This is a genomic window from Prauserella endophytica, from assembly GCF_005146945.1.
Classification (GTDB): domain Bacteria; phylum Actinomycetota; class Actinomycetes; order Mycobacteriales; family Pseudonocardiaceae; genus Prauserella_A; species Prauserella_A endophytica.
Genome location: NZ_SWMS01000011.1, coordinates 1 through 16,048 on the forward strand (window position 1 = coordinate 1; position 16,048 = coordinate 16,048).

Below are 16,048 nucleotides of genomic sequence, written 5' to 3' on the forward strand. Positions count from 1 at the left end.
AAGCCAAAAAGGAAGCCCTCGAAGCCGCAGGCGTCAAGGTCGGCAAAACCCCCACCGAAACCGCCGAGCTCGCGCGCAAGGAGATCCTGCGCTGACCCACCACAGTGGACGGTGCCGGAAGCCATGAGGCTTCCGGCACCTTTCTTTTGCGGCCGCAGTGACCGCAGTAACCGCAGTGAAGGCCACCTTCACTGCGTTGAACGCAGGCAAGGTGGCCTTCACTGCGGAGCTGGGATCGCCTCAGCGGGTGAGCAGCGGCTCCGCCAGACCGGGCAGCGGCAGCCTCGGGCGGCCGGGCTGGCGCAGGAACCGCACCAGGCCCGCACCGGTCAGACTCAGCACCGCCGCCACCACGAACATCACCGGGTAGCCGTCGCTGCTCACGGCGTAACCCGCGAGCGCGACACCGATCAGCCCGCCGACCGACTTGGCCCCGTAGAAGATCCCGAAGTTCGGCAGGCCGGGCTGCTCACCGAAGTGCCCCTCGACGAGACCCGGCAGCAGCCCGTAGCAGGCGCCCGCCGCCCCTCCGGCGAGCGCGGCGCCGAGCAACAGCAGCGGGGCGTTCCCCTGCTGCCCGGAGAAAAGCAGCAACAACTGCGCCACTCCCCCCGCGTACAACGCCACGCGCACCACGCGACGCCGTCCGAAGCGGTCGCCTGCCCAGCCCTCCGCGGTGCGCGTCGCACCGCTGGCCGCGGCGAGCACGGCGAGCGCGGCGGCGCCGAACTCCGCGCTCCAGCCGCTGGCCGTCGCGAACACCGCGAGGTAGGCGATGTCGAACAGGATCACCGCGGCCAGGCACGTCACCGCGAGGTACAGCAGCCCCGACTCGGGGCAGCGGACCATCTCGGCGGCCGAGTACCGCCGGATGGGCGGGCGGTTGTTGCGCAGCCCGGGGTTCACGGACTTGTCCAGTGCCCAGGCCCTCGGGTCCACGTGCGCGGGCCACCAGTACCGCGGCGGGTCGCGCAGGATCAGCGCGGCGGCCCCCACGAGCAGCACCACGGCGAGGCCCGCCACGCCGAGGAACGCCTCCATGGACCCCGGGCGCGCGAACTGACCGGCCAGCACCACGAACGGGATCGAGCCGTACGCGAACGCGCCGCTGACGAACGCCGTGCGGGCGGGCCGCTCGGGGTACCACTTGGCGACCACGCCGAGGCACGTGCCGTAGACGAGCCCTGCGCCGATCCCTCCGAGCACGCCGTGGTTGAGCAGGACGACGACGAAGCTCGTCGAACCGCCGAGCGTCACCAGGCCGGCAGCGCACAGCGCGGCGCCGACGAGCATCGTGGCGGCGGGCGCGAGCCCGAGCCTGCTGCGCAGCCGTGCCGCGGGGTAGACGGTGCCGCTCTGGCAGAGGATCCACACCGCGAGCACCCAGCCGCCCTGCGCGAGCGTCCAGCCGTGGGTGGTGCCGAGTACGGGCATGAGCGCGCCGAAGCCGTACTGGCCGACGCTCGCGACCAGCATGGCCGTCCAAGCCGCCCACAGCATCCACCGACGAGAACGGCCCAGCAGGTCACGGTCGGTTTCACCGACGCGATACCGCCGGCCGTAGAAGTCGCGGATCTCCTTCACCTTGGGAACGAAAGACACGCCGGACATACACCCCACCCGCCATTGTGCATACAGTATGTAGTAGCCAGTATGGCAGCCTCTGGGTGTGATGTCGATAACATCCTGCGCACCCAAGGGCACCTCGGTCGCGATCAACGCGCCGCAGAAGAGACGCTGCGGCTCACGGTGTCATCGACGGCGCCACTGGGGGACGGAGCCTCTTTCTCGCGGTACTCAGTTCCGCGACCAGGCGACACGGACCCACTGCACGCCGAGCACCACCATGCAGACGACCGCGATGATCATGCCGACGCCGGGGCCCTCGCCCGGTGCGCCGCTGGCCGTGGACGATTGCTGCGACCAGATCGCCAGCAGCCCGTCGACGGCGGCGATCCAGCTGCCGATGGCACAGACCCACGTGAGCCACCACCGCCGCGTCGCAAGTGCCAGAGCCGAGGCCGCGACACCGAACACCGTCGACGTCGTCGCGAACAGCCGGGGGATGGCACCGCCCTCGCCTGCCAGCACCTCCCAGCCGAAGTGGTCGCCGACCCACGGCAGCACGAGCCCCACCACGAGACCGAACACGGCGACGGCGATCGTGAAACCGCGCCTGCCGAGCTCGACGGTCTTGACCGCCTTGCTGACGGCCGCGTCCACGTCCGCGCCGAGCTCCTCGATGTCGGCGCCGTTGCCCTCGCGCCGCTCGTCGGGGTCCTTGTCGGTCACAGCGAGCACCCTCCCTGAGCGGCGGCCGGGGCCGGCGGCGGGGCTCCGAACGAGGGCAGCCCGAGGCTCACGCCGTTGGTCGTGGGCCGCAGGCCCGCCTCGGCGTTGTCGCCCGCCCTCGTGCGGCGGTGCGAGAGCAGGTCGCCGTCGGCCACCAGATGGTGGGGCGCCGCGTAGGTCACGGTGGTCTCGACGACGTCACCGGCCCGCACCTCGCGGTCCACGGCGGAGCCATCCGGTGTGAAGTGCACGAGCCTGCCGTCCCTGGCCCTGCCGCTCATCCGGTGGGTCTCGGCGTCCTTGCGGCCCTCGCCCGCGGCGACGAGCAGCTCGACCTTCCGCCCGACGAGCTTCTTGTTCTCCTGCCAGGCGATGTCGTCCTGCAACGCGACCAGCCGGTCGTAGCGCTCCTGCACGACCTCCTTGGGCACCTGGCCCTCCATCTCGGCGGCCGGGGTGCCGGGCCGCTTCGAGTACTGGAAGGTGAACGCGCTGGAGAAGCGGGCCTGCCGCACGACCTCCAGCGTCGCCTCGAAGTCCTCCTCGGTCTCGCCCGGGAAGCCGACGATGATGTCGGTGGTGATCGCGGCGTCCGGCATCGCGGCGCGTACCTTGTCCAGGATGGACAGGAACCGCGAGGAGCGGTACGAGCGGCGCATGTCCTTGAGCACTCGGTCGGAGCCCGACTGCAACGGCATGTGCAGCTGGTGACAGACGTTGGGCGTCTCCGCCATCGCGTCGATGACGTCGTCGGTGAAAGCCGCCGGGTGCGGCGAGGTGAACCGCACGCGCTCGAGCCCGTCGATCGAGCCGCACGAACGCAGCAGCTTGCCGAACGCCAGCCGGTCGCCGAACTCGACACCGTAGGAGTTGACGTTCTGGCCGAGCAGCGTCACCTCCAGCACGCCCTCAGCGACCAGCGCCTCGACCTCGGCGAGCACCTCGCCCGGCCTGCGGTCGCGCTCCTTGCCGCGCAGCGAGGGCACGATGCAGAAGGTGCACGTGTTGTTGCAGCCGACCGACACCGACACCCAGCCCGAGTAGGCCGACTCCCGCCGCGCGGGCAGCGTGGAGGGGAACGTCTCGAGCGACTCCAGGATCTCCACCTGGGCCTCGGCGTTGTGCCGGGCGCGCTCCAGCAGGGTGGGCAGTGAGCCGATGTTGTGGGTGCCGAAGACGACGTCCACCCACGGCGCCCGCCTAACGATTTCGCCACGATCCTTCTGCGCGAGACAGCCGCCGACGGCGATCTGCATCCCCGGGCGGTCCTTCTTGCGGGGCCGCAGGTGGCCGAGGTGGCCGTACAGCTTGTTGTCCGCGTTCTCGCGCACCGCACAGGTGTTGAGCACGACGAGGTCGGCGGCGCTCCCGTCCTCGGCCGCCACGTAGCCCGCGCTCTCCAGCTGCCCCGCGAGGCGCTCGGAGTCGTGCACGTTCATCTGGCAGCCGAAGGTGCGGATGTGATAGGTCCTGCTCACCCGATCTCCTGCTCACGCTGGTGGTACTGCACCCATCAGGGTAGGTCAACCGGGTGTGAACACCTCACGAAGCCTGTTGAACGCAGAGTGGCTAAGGTTCGGAAACAGTGTGCCGTTGGTTCGCCGCCCAGGGCGGTCGGACACATAAGGTTGCGTTTTGGTCCGAATGTCATGCCGGGATTGCCCCAACGGTGTTGAATCCGGTTGTCCGGGACCCGAACAGCTCGCCGTGATGGAGGATAGATGAGCACCGCGACATCCGCGCCGCCCATGATCAAGGCGAGCGGGGTGAACAAGTTCTTCGGCGACCTGCACGTCCTGAAGGAGATCGACTTCGAGGTTCCGGCGGGCCAGGTCGTTGTCGTGCTGGGGCCGTCGGGCTCCGGCAAGTCGACCCTCTGCCGGGCCATCAACCGCCTGGAGCCGATCAACTCGGGCGAGATCCAGGTGGACGGCAAGCCGCTGCCGGCGGAGGGAAAGGCGCTGGCCGCGCTGCGGGCGGACGTGGGCATGGTGTTCCAGCAGTTCAACCTGTTCGCGCACAAGACCATCCTCGACAACGTGACGCTCGCACCGCAGAAGGTCCGCAAGGTCTCCGCCGGCGACGCGCGCAAGACGGCGATGGAGCTGCTGGAGCGGGTGGGTATCGCCAACCAGGCGCAGAAGTACCCCGCTCAGCTCTCGGGTGGCCAGCAGCAGCGCGCGGCGATCGCCAGGGCACTGGCCATGCGGCCCAAGGTGATGTTGTTCGATGAGCCCACCTCGGCGCTGGACCCCGAGATGGTCCAGGAGGTGCTCGACACCATGACGTCGCTCGCCGACGAGGGCATGACCATGCTCGTGGTCACCCACGAGATGGGTTTCGCCCGGCGGGCAGCGCACCGTGTCGTGTTCATGTCGGACGGTGAGATCGTCGAGGATTCGACGCCGGACGATTTCTTCACCGCACCCAAATCCGAGCGAGCCAAGGACTTCCTTGGCAAGATTCTGACCCACTAGTCCCCCGCCCGTGGCCTGTCGGGCACCCCGACACGAGCGGGGCGATACAGATGGAAGGAACACAAGACAAATGCGGTTCAGCCGAGTATTACGTGTTGGCGCCGTCGTGGCGGCCACGAGCCTTGCCCTCGCCGCCTGCGGTGGCGGGAACGGCGGCGGTGGCGGTGGCGACGAGGGCGGCAACGAGTCGCTGGTGTCGCGCGCCGAGTCCGGCAGGCTGACTGTCGGCATCAAGATCGACCAGCCCGGCCTCGGCCTCCAGACGCCGGACGGCGGCTACGAGGGCTTCGATGTCGACGTCGCCAAGTACATCGCCAAGGAGCTCGGCGTCGAGGAGGGCGACATCGAGTTCGTCGAGACGCCGTCGGCCCAGCGCGAGAACATGATCGAGAAGGGCGACGTCGACTTCATCGTCGCCTCGTACTCCATCACCGACGAGCGCAAGCAGAAGGTGGACTTCGCGGGGCCGTACTTCCTCGCGCACCAGGACCTGCTCGTCCGCGCCGACGACAACTCGATCCAGGGCGCAGAGGACCTCAACGGCAAGAAGCTCTGCTCGGTGAGGGGCTCCACCTCCGCGCAGAACGTCAAGGAGGACTTCGCCAAGGACGCCGACCTCCAGGAGTACGCCGGTTACTCCGAGTGCCTCACTGGTCTCGAGAACGGCGCCGTCGACGCGCTGACCACCGACGACACGATCCTCGCGGGCTACGCCGCCCAGAACCCCGGCAAGTTCAAGCTGGTGGGCGCCAACCTGAGCGACGAGAACTACGGCGTCGGCCTGAAGAAGGGCGACACCGAGGGTCGCACCGCGATCAACAACGCCATCAAGAAGATGCAGGACTCGGGCGAGTGGAAGAAGTCGGCCGAGAAGTGGTTCGGTCCGTCCGGCTACCAGGTCGGCGAGCCCCCTGCCATCGAGCAGTGATCCAGTAACAGCAACGCCGAACTAGTCCTGGGCCGGCCGTTACCGGCCGGCCCAGGTCGTTCGGGCAGCCTGAGGAGCACAGACAGTGTTCGATTTCCTGAGCGAGTACGACGTGCTCGGCGCGTTCTGGGTGACCGTACAGCTCACATTCTTCTCCGCCATCGGCTCGCTCATCTGGGGCACGATCCTCGCCGGGATGCGGGTGAGCCCCGTGCCACTCATGCGGGGGTTCGCCGCGTCGTACATCAACCTGATGCGGAACACCCCGCTGACGCTGATCATCCTGGCATGCTCGCTGGGCCTGAACCAGACGCTGGGCATGACGCTCGCGGGCCAGAACTTCGAGCAGCAGAACTACCGGCTGGCCATTCTCGGTTTCGTCGCCTACACCGCCACGTTCGTCTGCGAGTCCATCCGCTCCGGCATCAACACCGTGCCGGTGGGCCAGGCAGAGGCGGCCCGCGCGCTGGGCCTCGGGTTCACCCAGGTGCTGGGCATCGTGGTGCTCCCGCAGGCCTTCCGGTCCGTGGTCGGCCCGCTCGCCAGCGTGCTGATCGCCCTTACCAAGAACACCACGATCGCCAGCACGATCGGCGTCGCCGAGGCGTCGCTGCTGATGAGCGAGATGATCGAGAACGAGAGCGACAAGATCTTCCTCGTCTTCGCGATCTTCGCGCTCGGCTTCGTGATCCTGACCCTGCCCACCGGCCTGCTGCTCGGCTGGGTCGCCAAGAAAGCGGCGGTGAAGCGATGAGCGCTCCCTCTGTCCTCTACGACGCACCGGGGCCGAAGGCCAAGGCCCGCAACGTCGGCTACACCATCGCGTTCCTCGTGGCGCTGGCCGCGGTGATCTGGTGGGTGCTGGCGACGATGGCCGAGAAGGGCCAGCTCGACGGCGAGAAATGGAGTCCGTTCGTCACCGACGGCAGGATCTGGACGACGTTCATCCTGCCGGGCGTGCAGAACACCCTGATCGCCGCGGGCCTCTCCATCCTGATCGCCCTGCCGATCGGCGCGCTGTTCGGGATCCTGCGGCTGTCGGACCACGTCTGGGTCCGCTGGCCATCGGCGACGGTCGTCGAGTTCTTCCGCGCCGTGCCGGTGCTGATCCTGATGTTCTTCGCCAACGAGTTCTACTTCAACTTCACCGACATCGCATCCGATCAGCGGCCGCTCTACGCGGTGGTGACCGGGCTCGTGCTCTACAACGGCTCGGTGCTCGCCGAGGTGGTCCGCGCCGGCATTCTGTCGCTGCCGAAGGGCCAGACCGAGGCGGCGCAGGCGCTCGGCCTGCGCAAGACGCAGACGATGACGAACGTCCTCCTGCCGCAGGCGGTCACGGCGATGCTGCCCGCGATCGTGAGCCAGATCGTGGTGATCGTGAAGGACACCGCGCTCGGTGGCGCGGCGCTCGGGTTCGCCGAGCTGCTCAGCCGGATCCGGCCGATCTCGAACAACTACGGTCAGAACATGATCGCGACGCTCGTGATCGTCGCGGTGATCTTCATCGTGCTCAACTTCATCATCACCTCCGCCGCGAGCTGGCTGGAGAAGTGGAACAGGCAGCGCAAGAAGGGCACGGGAGCCGTGGTCGCACCCGGCGCCGTCGACGACGTGGCCACCGGCCAGGCCGTCTGACACCCACCCCGTTCCGCGACGAAGGCCACCTTCCCCGTCCGGGGGAGGTGGCCTTCTTCGTGCCCTGCTCAGTTCTCGCCGCGGCGGAACAGCTTGTTGCCTAGCCAGACGATCGGGTCGTAGCGGCGGTCGGCGACGCGCTCCTTCATCGGGATCAGTGCGTTGTCGGTGATGTGGATGTTCTCCGGGCACACCTCGGTACAGCACTTGGTGATGTTGCAGTAGCCGAGCCCGTGGTCGCTCTGTGCCTCGTCACGCCGGTCGGCCACGTCCAGCGGGTGCATCTCCAGCTCGGCGATGCGCATGAGGAACCGGGGCCCGGAGAACGCGGGCTTGTTCTCCTCGTGGTCCCGCACGACGTGGCACGTGTTCTGGCACAGGAAGCACTCGATGCACTTGCGGAACTCCTGCGAGCGTTCCACGTCCACCTGCTGCATCCGGTACTCACCCGGCGCCAGCCCCGGCGGCGGCGTGAACGAGGGGACCTCGCGCGCCTTGGTGTAGTTGTACGACACGTCGGTCACCAGGTCCCGGATCACGGGGAACGTGCGCATCGGCGTCACGGTGATCACCTCGTCCTCGGCGAACACCGACATCCGCGTCATGCACAGCAACCGCGGCCTGCCGTTGACCTCGGCCGAGCACGAACCGCACTTGCCAGCCTTGCAGTTCCACCGCACGGCGAGGTCGGGCGCCTGCGTGGCCTGCAGGCGGTGAATCAGGTCGAGCACCACCTCACCCTCGTTGGCCTCCACCGTGAAGTCCTGCAGCTGCCCCGAGCCGTCGTCGCCGCGCCAGACCCGGAGTTTCGCGTCGTAGCCCATCAGGCCGTCCTTTCCGGGTGGTCGGCGAGCTCGTCCTCGGTGTAGTACTTCTCCAGCTCGGACAGCTCGAACAGCTCCAGCAGGTCCTGCCGCATCGGTTCCTGCGGCTTCGCCTCGACGGAGACGTCCGGTGCCAGCGGGTCACCGCCCGGCGAGGTGCAGACGAGGAGGGTGTTGCGCCACTGCGCGTCCATCTGCGGGTGGTCGTCGCGCGTGTGCCCGCCCCTGCTTTCGGTGCGCCGCAACGCCGCCTGAGCCACGCACTCACTGACCACGAGCATGTTCCGCAGGTCCAGCGCGAGATGCCAGCCGGGGTTGTACTGCCGGTGGCCCTCGACGGTGACACCGCGGATGCGCTGGCGGATCTCGGCGAGCTTGTCGATCGCCTTGGCGATCTCGTCTGCCTTGCGGATGATGCCGACGAGGTCGTTCATGCTCTGCTGCAGCTCGGTGTGCAGCGTGTACGGGTTCTCCTCGGCGACACCGTCGGCAGGCGGGTCGAACGGCGCCAGCGCGAGCTTCGCGGCGGCCGTGACGTCGGCGTCGGCCACGGCGGGCCGCCGCGTCAGAGACTCCACGTAGGACGCCGCCCCGAGGCCCGCCCTGCGGCCGAACACGAGCAGGTCCGACAGCGAGTTGCCGCCGAGCCGGTTGGAGCCGTGCATGCCGCCGGAGCACTCGCCCGCCGCGAACAGACCCGGCACGCTGGACGAGGCGGTGTCCGGGTCGACCTCGATGCCACCCATCACGTAGTGGCAGGTGGGCCCCACCTCCATGGGCTCCTTGGTGATGTCCACATCGGCCAGTTCCTTGAACTGGTGGTACATCGACGGGAGCCTGCGCTTGATCTCCTCGGCTGGCAGCCGGCTCGCGATGTCGAGGAACACCCCGCCGTGCGGCGAGCCCCGGCCCTCCTTGACCTCGGCGTTGATGGCACGGGCCACCTCGTCGCGCGGCAGCAGGTCCGGCGTCCTGCGGTTGTTGTCCGCGTCGTCGTACCAGCGGTCGGCCTCGTCCTCGCTGTCCGCGTACTGTCCCTTGAAGACGTCCGGAATGTAGCGGAACATGAACCGCTCGCCCTGGGAGTTCTTCAGCACGCCGCCGTCACCGCGCACGCCCTCGGTGACGAGGATGCCCTTGACGCTGGGCGGCCAGACCATCCCGGTGGGGTGGAACTGGACGAACTCCATGTTGATCAGGCTCGCCCCCGCCCGCAGCGCGAGCGCGTGGCCGTCGCCGGTGTACTCCCACGAGTTTGACGTGACCTTGAACGACTTGCCGATGCCGCCCGTCGCGAGCACCACGGCGGGCGTCTCGAAGAGCACGAAGCGCCCGGACTCACGCCAGTAGCCGAACGCGCCGGAGATACGGCCGTCGTCCTTGAGCAGCTCGGTGATCGTGCACTCGGCGAAGACCTTGACCCTCGCCTCGTAGTCGCCGTACTGCTTGTAGTCCTCCTGCTGCAGCGACACGATCTTCTGCTGCATGGTGCGGATCAGCTCGAGACCGGTGCGGTCGCCGACGTGCGCGAGGCGGGGGTAGGTGTGCCCGCCGAAGTTGCGCTGGCTGATCCGGCCGTCCTTGGTGCGGTCGAAGAGCGCGCCGTAGGTCTCCAGCTCCCACACGCGGTCGGGCGCTTCCTTCGCGTGCAGCTCTGCCATGCGCCAGTTGTTGAGGAACTTGCCGCCACGCATGGTGTCGCGGAAGTGCACCTGCCAGTTGTCGTTGGGGTTCGCGTTGCCCATGGACGCCGCGCACCCGCCCTCGGCCATCACGGTGTGCGCCTTGCCGAACAACGACTTGCACACCACCGCGACACTCAGGCCCCGCTGCCGCGCTTCGATCACCGCGCGCAGGCCCGCGCCGCCGGCACCGATCACCACGACGTCGTAGCTGTGCCGTTCGACCTCGGTCATGAAATTGCCACCTCGGAAAACTGTTCAGTTGATGAAACGCAGATCGGAGATCACGTCGGTGGACACGAGCCAGACGTAGAGGTCGGTGAGCACCAGCGTGCCCAGCGTCAGCCAGGCGAACTGCATGTGCCGCGTGTTGAGCCTGCTGACCTGTGTCCAGATCCAGTAGCGCACCGGGTTCTTCGAGAAGTGCTTGAGCCTGCCGCCGGTGACGTGTCTGCACGAGTGACACGAGAGCGTGTAGCACCAGAGCAGGACCACGTTGCCGAGCAGGATCAGGTTCCCGAGCCCGAAGCCACCCTGGAAGGCGACTATGGCGTCGTAGGTGTTGATCAGCGTGATCAGGAACGCGACGTAGAAGAAGTACCGGTGGGCGTTCTGCACGATGAGCGGCAGCCGCGTCTCGCCGGTGTACTTGGTGTGTGGCTCCGCCACCGCGCACGCGGGCGGCGAGAACCAGATCGAGCGGTAGTACGCCTTGCGGTAGTAGTAGCAGGTGAGCCGGAAGCCGAGCAGGAACGGCAGCGACAGGAAGGCGAGCGGGATGAACCCCGGCAGCTCTCCGATCGGTGTGCCGAAGTGCGCCGAACCCGGCAGGCACGAGTCGCTCAGGCAGGGCGAGTAGAACGGCGTCAGGTAGTGGTGCTCGGCGTCCCAGTAGCCCGTGCGCATGAACGAGCGGACACCGGCGTAGATGACGAACGTCGCGAGCCCGATCGTGGTGAGCAGTGGTGGTATCCACCAGCGGTCGGTGCGCAGGGTTCGGGCGGCGATGCTCGCGCGCGAGCGGCCAGAAGTGCGGGTTTCGGCGGGACTTGCCACGTTGCCAGCCGCCGCCTTCAGCGCTGGTCGCGCTGGTAGCCGCCGACGCCCTCGTCGTCCGCGCCCTCCCACAGGGCGGGGTCGTACGGGGTGTCGGGCACCGGCACGACGTCCACGGGCCGGGCCTGCGTGGGCACGGGTGCCATCTGGTCGAGGTCGATGGCATCGATGTCGAGCCGCTCGACGTCGTTGACGAGCCTGCGGACCGCGGGGGCCTCTCCGTAGCGCGCTCGCAGCGCACCGACGCACTGCCTCAGCTGCCCTATGGTCCTGCGGAGTTCGCTCAACTCTGTGGTGGACATCTTCCGTGACCTCCGAATCAGTCCGGTCGGGCTTATGGCCGACTCTGCCTTTCAGCGTTGAGTGTGACAAGTAGCACACCGGTAGTTTCGGACGTGATCGGGGTCACTAATCGTGATCTTCTTAATCGATTTTGGTCCCTGCTGCGCTCATCTGTATCGTGTCAGTTGCCCACGCCCGGCCGAGACGTCAGCGCCGTCGTCCGCCGCCTCCCAATACCAGTGCAGCGACCGGAGATGCTCGTGAGATCAAACACCGTCCATCCCGTCCTCGCCGACGTCACCGCCCGGATCACCGAACGCAGCGCGCGGACCAGGGCCGCCTACCTGTCCCGCGTCGCCGCGGCCGCGACCGAGGGCCCCGCGCGGAGCGGGCTCGGCTGCGGCAACCTCGCCCACGGCTTCGCCGCGTGCTCGCCATCCGACAAGCTCGCCATCCGCGGGCTGCGCAAGCCGGGCATCGCGATCGTCTCCGCCTACAACGACCTGCTCTCCGCCCACCAGCCGCTGGACGAGTTCCCCGCCTGGATCAAGGACGCCGCCCGCGAGGCGGGCGGCGTCGCCCAGTTCGCGGGAGGCGTTCCCGCGATGTGCGACGGCATCACGCAGGGCCGCCCCGGCATGGAGCTGTCCCTGTTCAGCCGCGACGTGATCGCCATGGCCACCGGCGTCGCGCTCTCTCACGAGATGTTCGACGGCGCCCTGCTGCTCGGCGTGTGCGACAAGATCGTGCCCGGACTGCTGATCGGCGCGCTCTCCTTCGGGCACCTGCCCGCGATCCTCGTGCCGGCCGGGCCCATGACCTCGGGCCTGCCCAACAAGGAGAAGGTGCGCGTGCGCCAGCTCTACGCCGAGGGCAGGGCGACACGCGAGGACCTGCTCGACGCCGAGGCCGCGTCCTACCACTCACCCGGCACCTGCACCTTCTACGGCACCGCCAACTCCAACCAGCTCGTGGTCGAGGTGATGGGCCTGCACCTGCCCGGGGCGAGCTTCGTGCACCCCGGCACGCCGCTGCGCCGGGCGCTGACGGAGGAGGCCGCTCGGCGCGTGGTCGCCATCTCGCGGGGCGAGGACTACACACCGGTCGCCGAGGTGATCGACGAACGGTCCGTCGTGAACGGGCTCGTCGCGCTGCTGGCCACCGGTGGCTCGACCAACCACACGCTGCACCTGGTCGCGATCGCCGCCGCGGCGGGCATCCAGCTGACGTGGGACGACTTCGCCGATCTCTCCGCCGTCGTGCCGCTGCTGGCGAACGTGTATCCGAACGGCAGCGCCGACATCAACCACTTTCACGCCGCGGGTGGCGTGCAGGTCCTCGTCGGCACGCTGCTCGAGGCCGGGCTGCTTCACGAGGACGTCCGCACGGCAGCCGGAACGGGCCTGCACCACTACCGGCGGGAGCCCGTCCTGGACGGCGGCGCCCTGAAGTGGCGCGAAGTTCCCGCCCACAGCCTCGACGAGGCCGTGCTCCGGCCCGCCGACCGGCCGTTCGCCAAGGACGGCGGGCTGCGCATGGTGTCGGGCAACCTGGGGCGGGCGGTCATCAAGGTGTCGGCCGTTGCACCGGAGCACCGCGTAGTGCGTGCGCCCGCACGCGTGTTCAGCACGCAGGCCGAGTTCGACCGCGCCTTCCGCGCCGGGGAACTCGACCGGGACATCGTCGTGGTCATCCGCAACCAGGGCCCCCGAGCCAACGGGATGCCGGAGCTGCACGGCCTCACGCCGGCGCTTGGCGTGCTCATGGACCGGGGCCACCGGATCGCGCTCGTCACCGACGGCCGGATGTCCGGCGCGTCGGGCAAGATCCCGGCGGTGATCCACGTGTCGCCGGAGGCCGCGGCGGGCGGCCCGCTGGCCAAGGTCGCCGACGGTGACCTCGTTAGGCTGGACGCCGAAGCCGGGGAGCTGGACGTGCTGGTGGACCCGGCCGAGCTGGCCGGGCGGACACCTTCGGACGGCCCGCCCGACGACGCGGCCTGGACCGGCACCGGCAGGGAACTGTTCGCGGCTCTCCGGCGCTCGGTCGGCCCCGCGGAGGCGGGCGCGAGCGTGTTCGGCCCGGTGACGCCGGGGCACTTCGGTGCTGTGACAGAGGTCGGTGTGGGAGGTACGAGGTGACGACCGGACGTGAACTGCTCGACCTGTCGCCGGTGCTGCCGGTGGTGGTGCTCGACCGCGCCGAGGACGCCGTCCCGGTGGCGGAGGCGCTGCTGGCGGGCGGCATCCGGGCGATCGAGCTGACGCTGCGCACCCCGGTCGCACTCGACGCGATCACGCGGGTGGCGTCGGGCGTGCCGGACATCGTGGTGGGCGCGGGCACGGTCACGCGGCCCGAGCACGCGCGGCAGGCGGCCGACGCGGGGGCCGCGTTCCTCGTGACCCCGGGCGCGACCGACTCCGTGCTGGACGGCGCGTTCGCGACCGGGCTGCCGTTGCTGCCTGGCGCGGCCACGGTGTCGGAGGCGATGCGCCTGGCCGAACGGGGCCTGGACACCCTCAAGTTCTTCCCCGCCGAGGCCAGCGGCGGCGCGCCGGCGCTGAGCGCGATCGCCGGCCCGCTGCCGGACCTGCGGTTCTGCCCCACGGGAGGCATCACGGTCGCGAGCGCGCCGCGCTATCTCTCACTGCCGAACGTAGGCTGTGTGGGTGGCACATGGTTGACCCCCAAGGATGCGCTGGCCGCTCGGGACTACGCGCGGATCGAGGCACTGGCGAAGGAGGCGTCCGCGCTCGAGCGGTGAGGTTTCGTCAGGAGACACACTCGCGGTGAGCTGGGATTGGTTCGGCGACCAGGACTACTGGGCCTCGCGCCTGGTGTTCCAGCGGATGCTCGCGGCGATCTACCTGCTGGCGTTTCTGGTGGCGCTCAACCAGTTCCGGGCGTTGCTCGGAGAACGCGGGCTGCTGCCCGTTCCGCGTTTTCTGAGCAGGACGCCGTTTCGCGAGTCGCCGAGCCTGTTCCACGCCCACTACTCGGACCGGTTCTTCGTCGCGGTCGCCGGCACGGGCGCACTCGTGTCGGCGGTGCTCGTGTCCGGGCTCGCCGACGGCCTGCCGGTCTGGGCGCACATGCTGCTGTGGGCGGTGCCGTGGGTGCTGTACCTGTCGATCGTCAACGTCGGCCAGGTGTGGTACTCGTTCGGCTGGGAGTCACTGCTGCTCGAAACGGGCTTCCTGGCGATCTTCCTCGGCCCTGCCCACGTGGAGCCGCCGGTGCTGGTGCTGTGGCTGCTGCTGTGGCTGCTGTTCCGGGTGGAGTTCGGCGCCGGGATGATCAAGCTGCGCGGCGACCGGTGCTGGCGCGACCTGACGTGCCTGTACTACCACCACGAGACGCAGCCGATGCCAGGGCCGCTCAGCTGGTACTTCCACCACCTGCCGAGACCACTGCACAAAGTGGAGGTCGCGGCGAACCACGTGGCGCAGCTGGTGGTGCCCTTTCTGCTGTTCGCGCCGCAGCCCGTGGCGACGGTCGCCGCCGGAGTCGTCATCGTCACGCAGGGCTGGCTGGTGCTGAGCGGGAACTTCGCGTGGCTCAACGTCATCACCATCACGCTCGCCGTGTCCGCTGTGGACGGTGGCCTGTTCCCGCTGACACCGCCCCAGCCCGGTGAGACGCCGCTCTGGTACCGGGCCGTGGTGCTCGGGCTGACCGCGGCCACGGTCGTGCTGAGCTACTGGCCGATCCGGAACCTCCTGGGGCGCGGGCAGATCATGAACTACAGCTTCAACCGCCTGCACCTGGTGAACACCTACGGCGCGTTCGGCACGATCACCCGCGACCGGCACGAGGTGGTCATCGAGGGCACCGATGAGCCGGCCGTGACGCCGGAGACGAGGTGGCGCGAGTACGAGCTCAAGGGCAAACCGGGCGATCCACGGCGCCGCCCGCCGCAGATCGCGCCCTACCACCTCCGGCTGGACTGGCAGCTGTGGTTCGTGTCGTTGTCGTCGCGCTACGGCACCCGGTGGCTGCCCGAGCTGGCAACGAAGCTCCTGATCGCGGACCGGCGCACCCTGAAGCTGTTCCGCCGCAACCCCTTCCCCGGCTCGGCGCCCAAGTTCGTCCGGGCTCGCCTGTTCCACTACCGATACACCACCCGCCAGGAACGCCGCGAGACGGGCGCGTGGTGGGTCCGCGAGCCGGTGGGCACGGTGATCCGCACGTGCCGGCTCGCCGAGGACGGCACGGTCGTGCCGGTGGGGTATCCCGACTAGTGCAGGGCGGCGAGGTCGATGCGCACGGGAAACGGCTCGGTGGCGGTGAACGTCCCCGTCACGGCGCCGTCGTCCTGGTAGCCGAAGTCGCCCGCCAGGTGACAGGCCACGAGCGAGACGGGCTCGGTGATGTCGACGATCCAGTAGTGCGGAATACCGGCATCGGCGTACTCACCGCGCTTGTCGACGGTGTCGATGCGCTTCGATCCCGGAGACACGATCTCCACGACGAGCAGCAGGTCGGACGCGCGCAGCATGCCCCCTTCCCGGTCCACTCGTGCGACGGCATCGCCGTCGGCCACGACGAGATCAGGTCTCCGCGAGTAGCCTGGCTGGTCCGGTGACGTGAGCTCCAGATCGACATCGATGTCCTGCACCCCACGACGACCCCCGGGCAACTGTGGTTTCAGTTGCTCCAGGAGGCTGAACGAGGCAATGTTGTGGCCCGGTCTCGGACTTGGCGACATCAACAGACGGCCCCCGATGAGCTCGGTGTACCCGGGCTCCGTCTCCCCCAGTTCGAGATACTCGGCGATGGTCAGCAGGTGATCCACGCCGGGCAGTCGCGATGCGGGATGCTCTGGCAGGGCTGTCACAGCGGCTCCTCACGTCCTGGCCGAGTGTCTCA

At 68.8% G+C, this 16,048-nt stretch carries 15 protein-coding genes; 7 read left to right on the top strand and 8 right to left on the bottom strand.

All coding sequences use genetic code 11. The features are described 5' to 3' along the window. Positions 1–240 precede the first annotated feature (240 nt). From FCN18_RS19970 to miaB, 3 genes are all read right to left on the bottom strand, one after another. A complete protein-coding gene (locus FCN18_RS19970) occupies positions 241–1,602 on the bottom strand; it encodes an MFS transporter (RefSeq protein WP_228714053.1) in 1,362 nt (453 codons plus the stop codon). 195 nt (positions 1,603–1,797) lie between these two features. Then, positions 1,798–2,292: an Rv2732c family membrane protein gene (locus tag FCN18_RS19975; RefSeq protein ID WP_112272603.1), complete on the bottom strand. Its 495-nt coding sequence runs from the start codon at positions 2,290–2,292 to the stop codon at positions 1,798–1,800. Then, complete coding sequence (gene miaB / locus FCN18_RS19980; RefSeq protein ID WP_137095836.1) at positions 2,289–3,770, bottom strand: tRNA (N6-isopentenyl adenosine(37)-C2)-methylthiotransferase MiaB; 1,482 nt, start codon at positions 3,768–3,770, stop codon at positions 2,289–2,291. Before miaB ends, FCN18_RS19975 begins: the two co-directional genes overlap by 4 nt. A gap of 270 nt (positions 3,771–4,040) precedes the next feature. On the opposite strand from miaB, the gene FCN18_RS19985 reads away from it, so the two are divergent. The 4 genes from FCN18_RS19985 (at position 4,041) to FCN18_RS20000 (ending at position 7,335) form a co-directional block, all read left to right on the top strand. Beyond that, complete coding sequence (locus FCN18_RS19985; protein ID WP_199542440.1) at positions 4,041–4,769, top strand: amino acid ABC transporter ATP-binding protein; 729 nt, start codon at positions 4,041–4,043, stop codon at positions 4,767–4,769. 70 nt (positions 4,770–4,839) lie between these two features. Beyond that, entirely contained in the window at positions 4,840–5,697 is an 858-nt protein-coding gene (locus FCN18_RS19990) for a glutamate ABC transporter substrate-binding protein (RefSeq protein WP_112272609.1), read from the top strand. 85 nt (positions 5,698–5,782) lie between these two features. Further along, positions 5,783–6,451, top strand: coding sequence for an amino acid ABC transporter permease (locus FCN18_RS19995; RefSeq protein ID WP_112272611.1), 669 nt, complete (start codon positions 5,783–5,785; stop codon positions 6,449–6,451). Next, the gene (locus tag FCN18_RS20000) at positions 6,448–7,335 is read left to right on the top strand and encodes an amino acid ABC transporter permease (RefSeq protein WP_112272613.1); all 888 of its coding nucleotides are present in this window, start codon (positions 6,448–6,450) and stop codon (positions 7,333–7,335) included. Before FCN18_RS19995 ends, FCN18_RS20000 begins: the two co-directional genes overlap by 4 nt. A 68-nt stretch (positions 7,336–7,403) precedes the next feature. Here FCN18_RS20000 and FCN18_RS20005 read toward each other — a convergent pair whose 3' ends face one another. Genes FCN18_RS20005 through FCN18_RS20020 form a run of 4 tightly spaced genes read right to left on the bottom strand, consistent with a single transcriptional unit; the run spans position 7,404 to position 11,199 of the window. Next, a complete protein-coding gene (locus FCN18_RS20005) occupies positions 7,404–8,159 on the bottom strand; it encodes a succinate dehydrogenase/fumarate reductase iron-sulfur subunit (RefSeq protein ID WP_112272615.1) in 756 nt (251 codons plus the stop codon). Beyond that, positions 8,159–10,075 (bottom strand): fumarate reductase/succinate dehydrogenase flavoprotein subunit, encoded by a 1,917-nt coding sequence (locus tag FCN18_RS20010; RefSeq protein ID WP_137095837.1) that lies wholly within the window; start codon positions 10,073–10,075, stop codon positions 8,159–8,161. Before FCN18_RS20010 ends, FCN18_RS20005 begins: the two co-directional genes overlap by 1 nt. 24 nt (positions 10,076–10,099) lie before the next feature. Next, positions 10,100–10,897: a hypothetical protein gene (locus FCN18_RS20015; protein WP_137095838.1), complete on the bottom strand. Its 798-nt coding sequence runs from the start codon at positions 10,895–10,897 to the stop codon at positions 10,100–10,102. 17 nt (positions 10,898–10,914) lie between these two features. Further along, positions 10,915–11,199: a hypothetical protein gene (locus FCN18_RS20020; RefSeq protein WP_112272621.1), complete on the bottom strand. Its 285-nt coding sequence runs from the start codon at positions 11,197–11,199 to the stop codon at positions 10,915–10,917. A gap of 234 nt (positions 11,200–11,433) precedes the next feature. On the opposite strand from FCN18_RS20020, the gene edd reads away from it, so the two are divergent. From edd to FCN18_RS20035, 3 genes are read left to right on the top strand one after another with little or no spacing between them, the layout of a single operon-like run. Then, positions 11,434–13,320, top strand: coding sequence for a phosphogluconate dehydratase (edd, locus tag FCN18_RS20025; RefSeq protein ID WP_137095839.1), 1,887 nt, complete (start codon positions 11,434–11,436; stop codon positions 13,318–13,320). Then, entirely contained in the window at positions 13,317–13,943 is a 627-nt protein-coding gene (gene eda, locus FCN18_RS20030; RefSeq protein ID WP_112272625.1) for a bifunctional 4-hydroxy-2-oxoglutarate aldolase/2-dehydro-3-deoxy-phosphogluconate aldolase, read from the top strand. Before edd ends, eda begins: the two co-directional genes overlap by 4 nt. A 25-nt stretch (positions 13,944–13,968) precedes the next feature. After that, entirely contained in the window at positions 13,969–15,420 is a 1,452-nt protein-coding gene (locus FCN18_RS20035; RefSeq protein ID WP_137095840.1) for a lipase maturation factor family protein, read from the top strand. Here FCN18_RS20035 and FCN18_RS20040 read toward each other — a convergent pair. Continuing rightward, on the bottom strand, positions 15,417–16,016 hold the full coding sequence (locus FCN18_RS20040; protein ID WP_137095841.1) for a Uma2 family endonuclease: 600 nt from the start codon (positions 16,014–16,016) through the stop codon (positions 15,417–15,419). The genes FCN18_RS20035 and FCN18_RS20040 overlap by 4 nt on opposite strands. Positions 16,017–16,048: the final 32 nt, after the last annotated feature.

Bases quoted from the DNA above. Each gene is read 5' to 3' on its own strand.
- FCN18_RS20010 (WP_137095837.1), bottom strand. From the start codon at position 10,075: ATGACCGAGGTCGAACGGCACAGCTACGACGTCGTGGTGATCGGTGCC.
- FCN18_RS19990 (WP_112272609.1), top strand. From the start codon at position 4,840: ATGCGGTTCAGCCGAGTATTACGTGTTGGCGCCGTCGTGGCGGCCACG.
- FCN18_RS20020 (WP_112272621.1), bottom strand. From the start codon at position 11,199: ATGTCCACCACAGAGTTGAGCGAACTCCGCAGGACCATAGGGCAGCTG.
- FCN18_RS20005 (WP_112272615.1), bottom strand. From the start codon at position 8,159: ATGGGCTACGACGCGAAACTCCGGGTCTGGCGCGGCGACGACGGCTCG.
- edd (WP_137095839.1), top strand. From the start codon at position 11,434: ATGCTCGTGAGATCAAACACCGTCCATCCCGTCCTCGCCGACGTCACC.
- FCN18_RS20000 (WP_112272613.1), top strand. From the start codon at position 6,448: ATGAGCGCTCCCTCTGTCCTCTACGACGCACCGGGGCCGAAGGCCAAG.
- FCN18_RS19985 (WP_199542440.1), top strand. From the start codon at position 4,041: ATGATCAAGGCGAGCGGGGTGAACAAGTTCTTCGGCGACCTGCACGTC.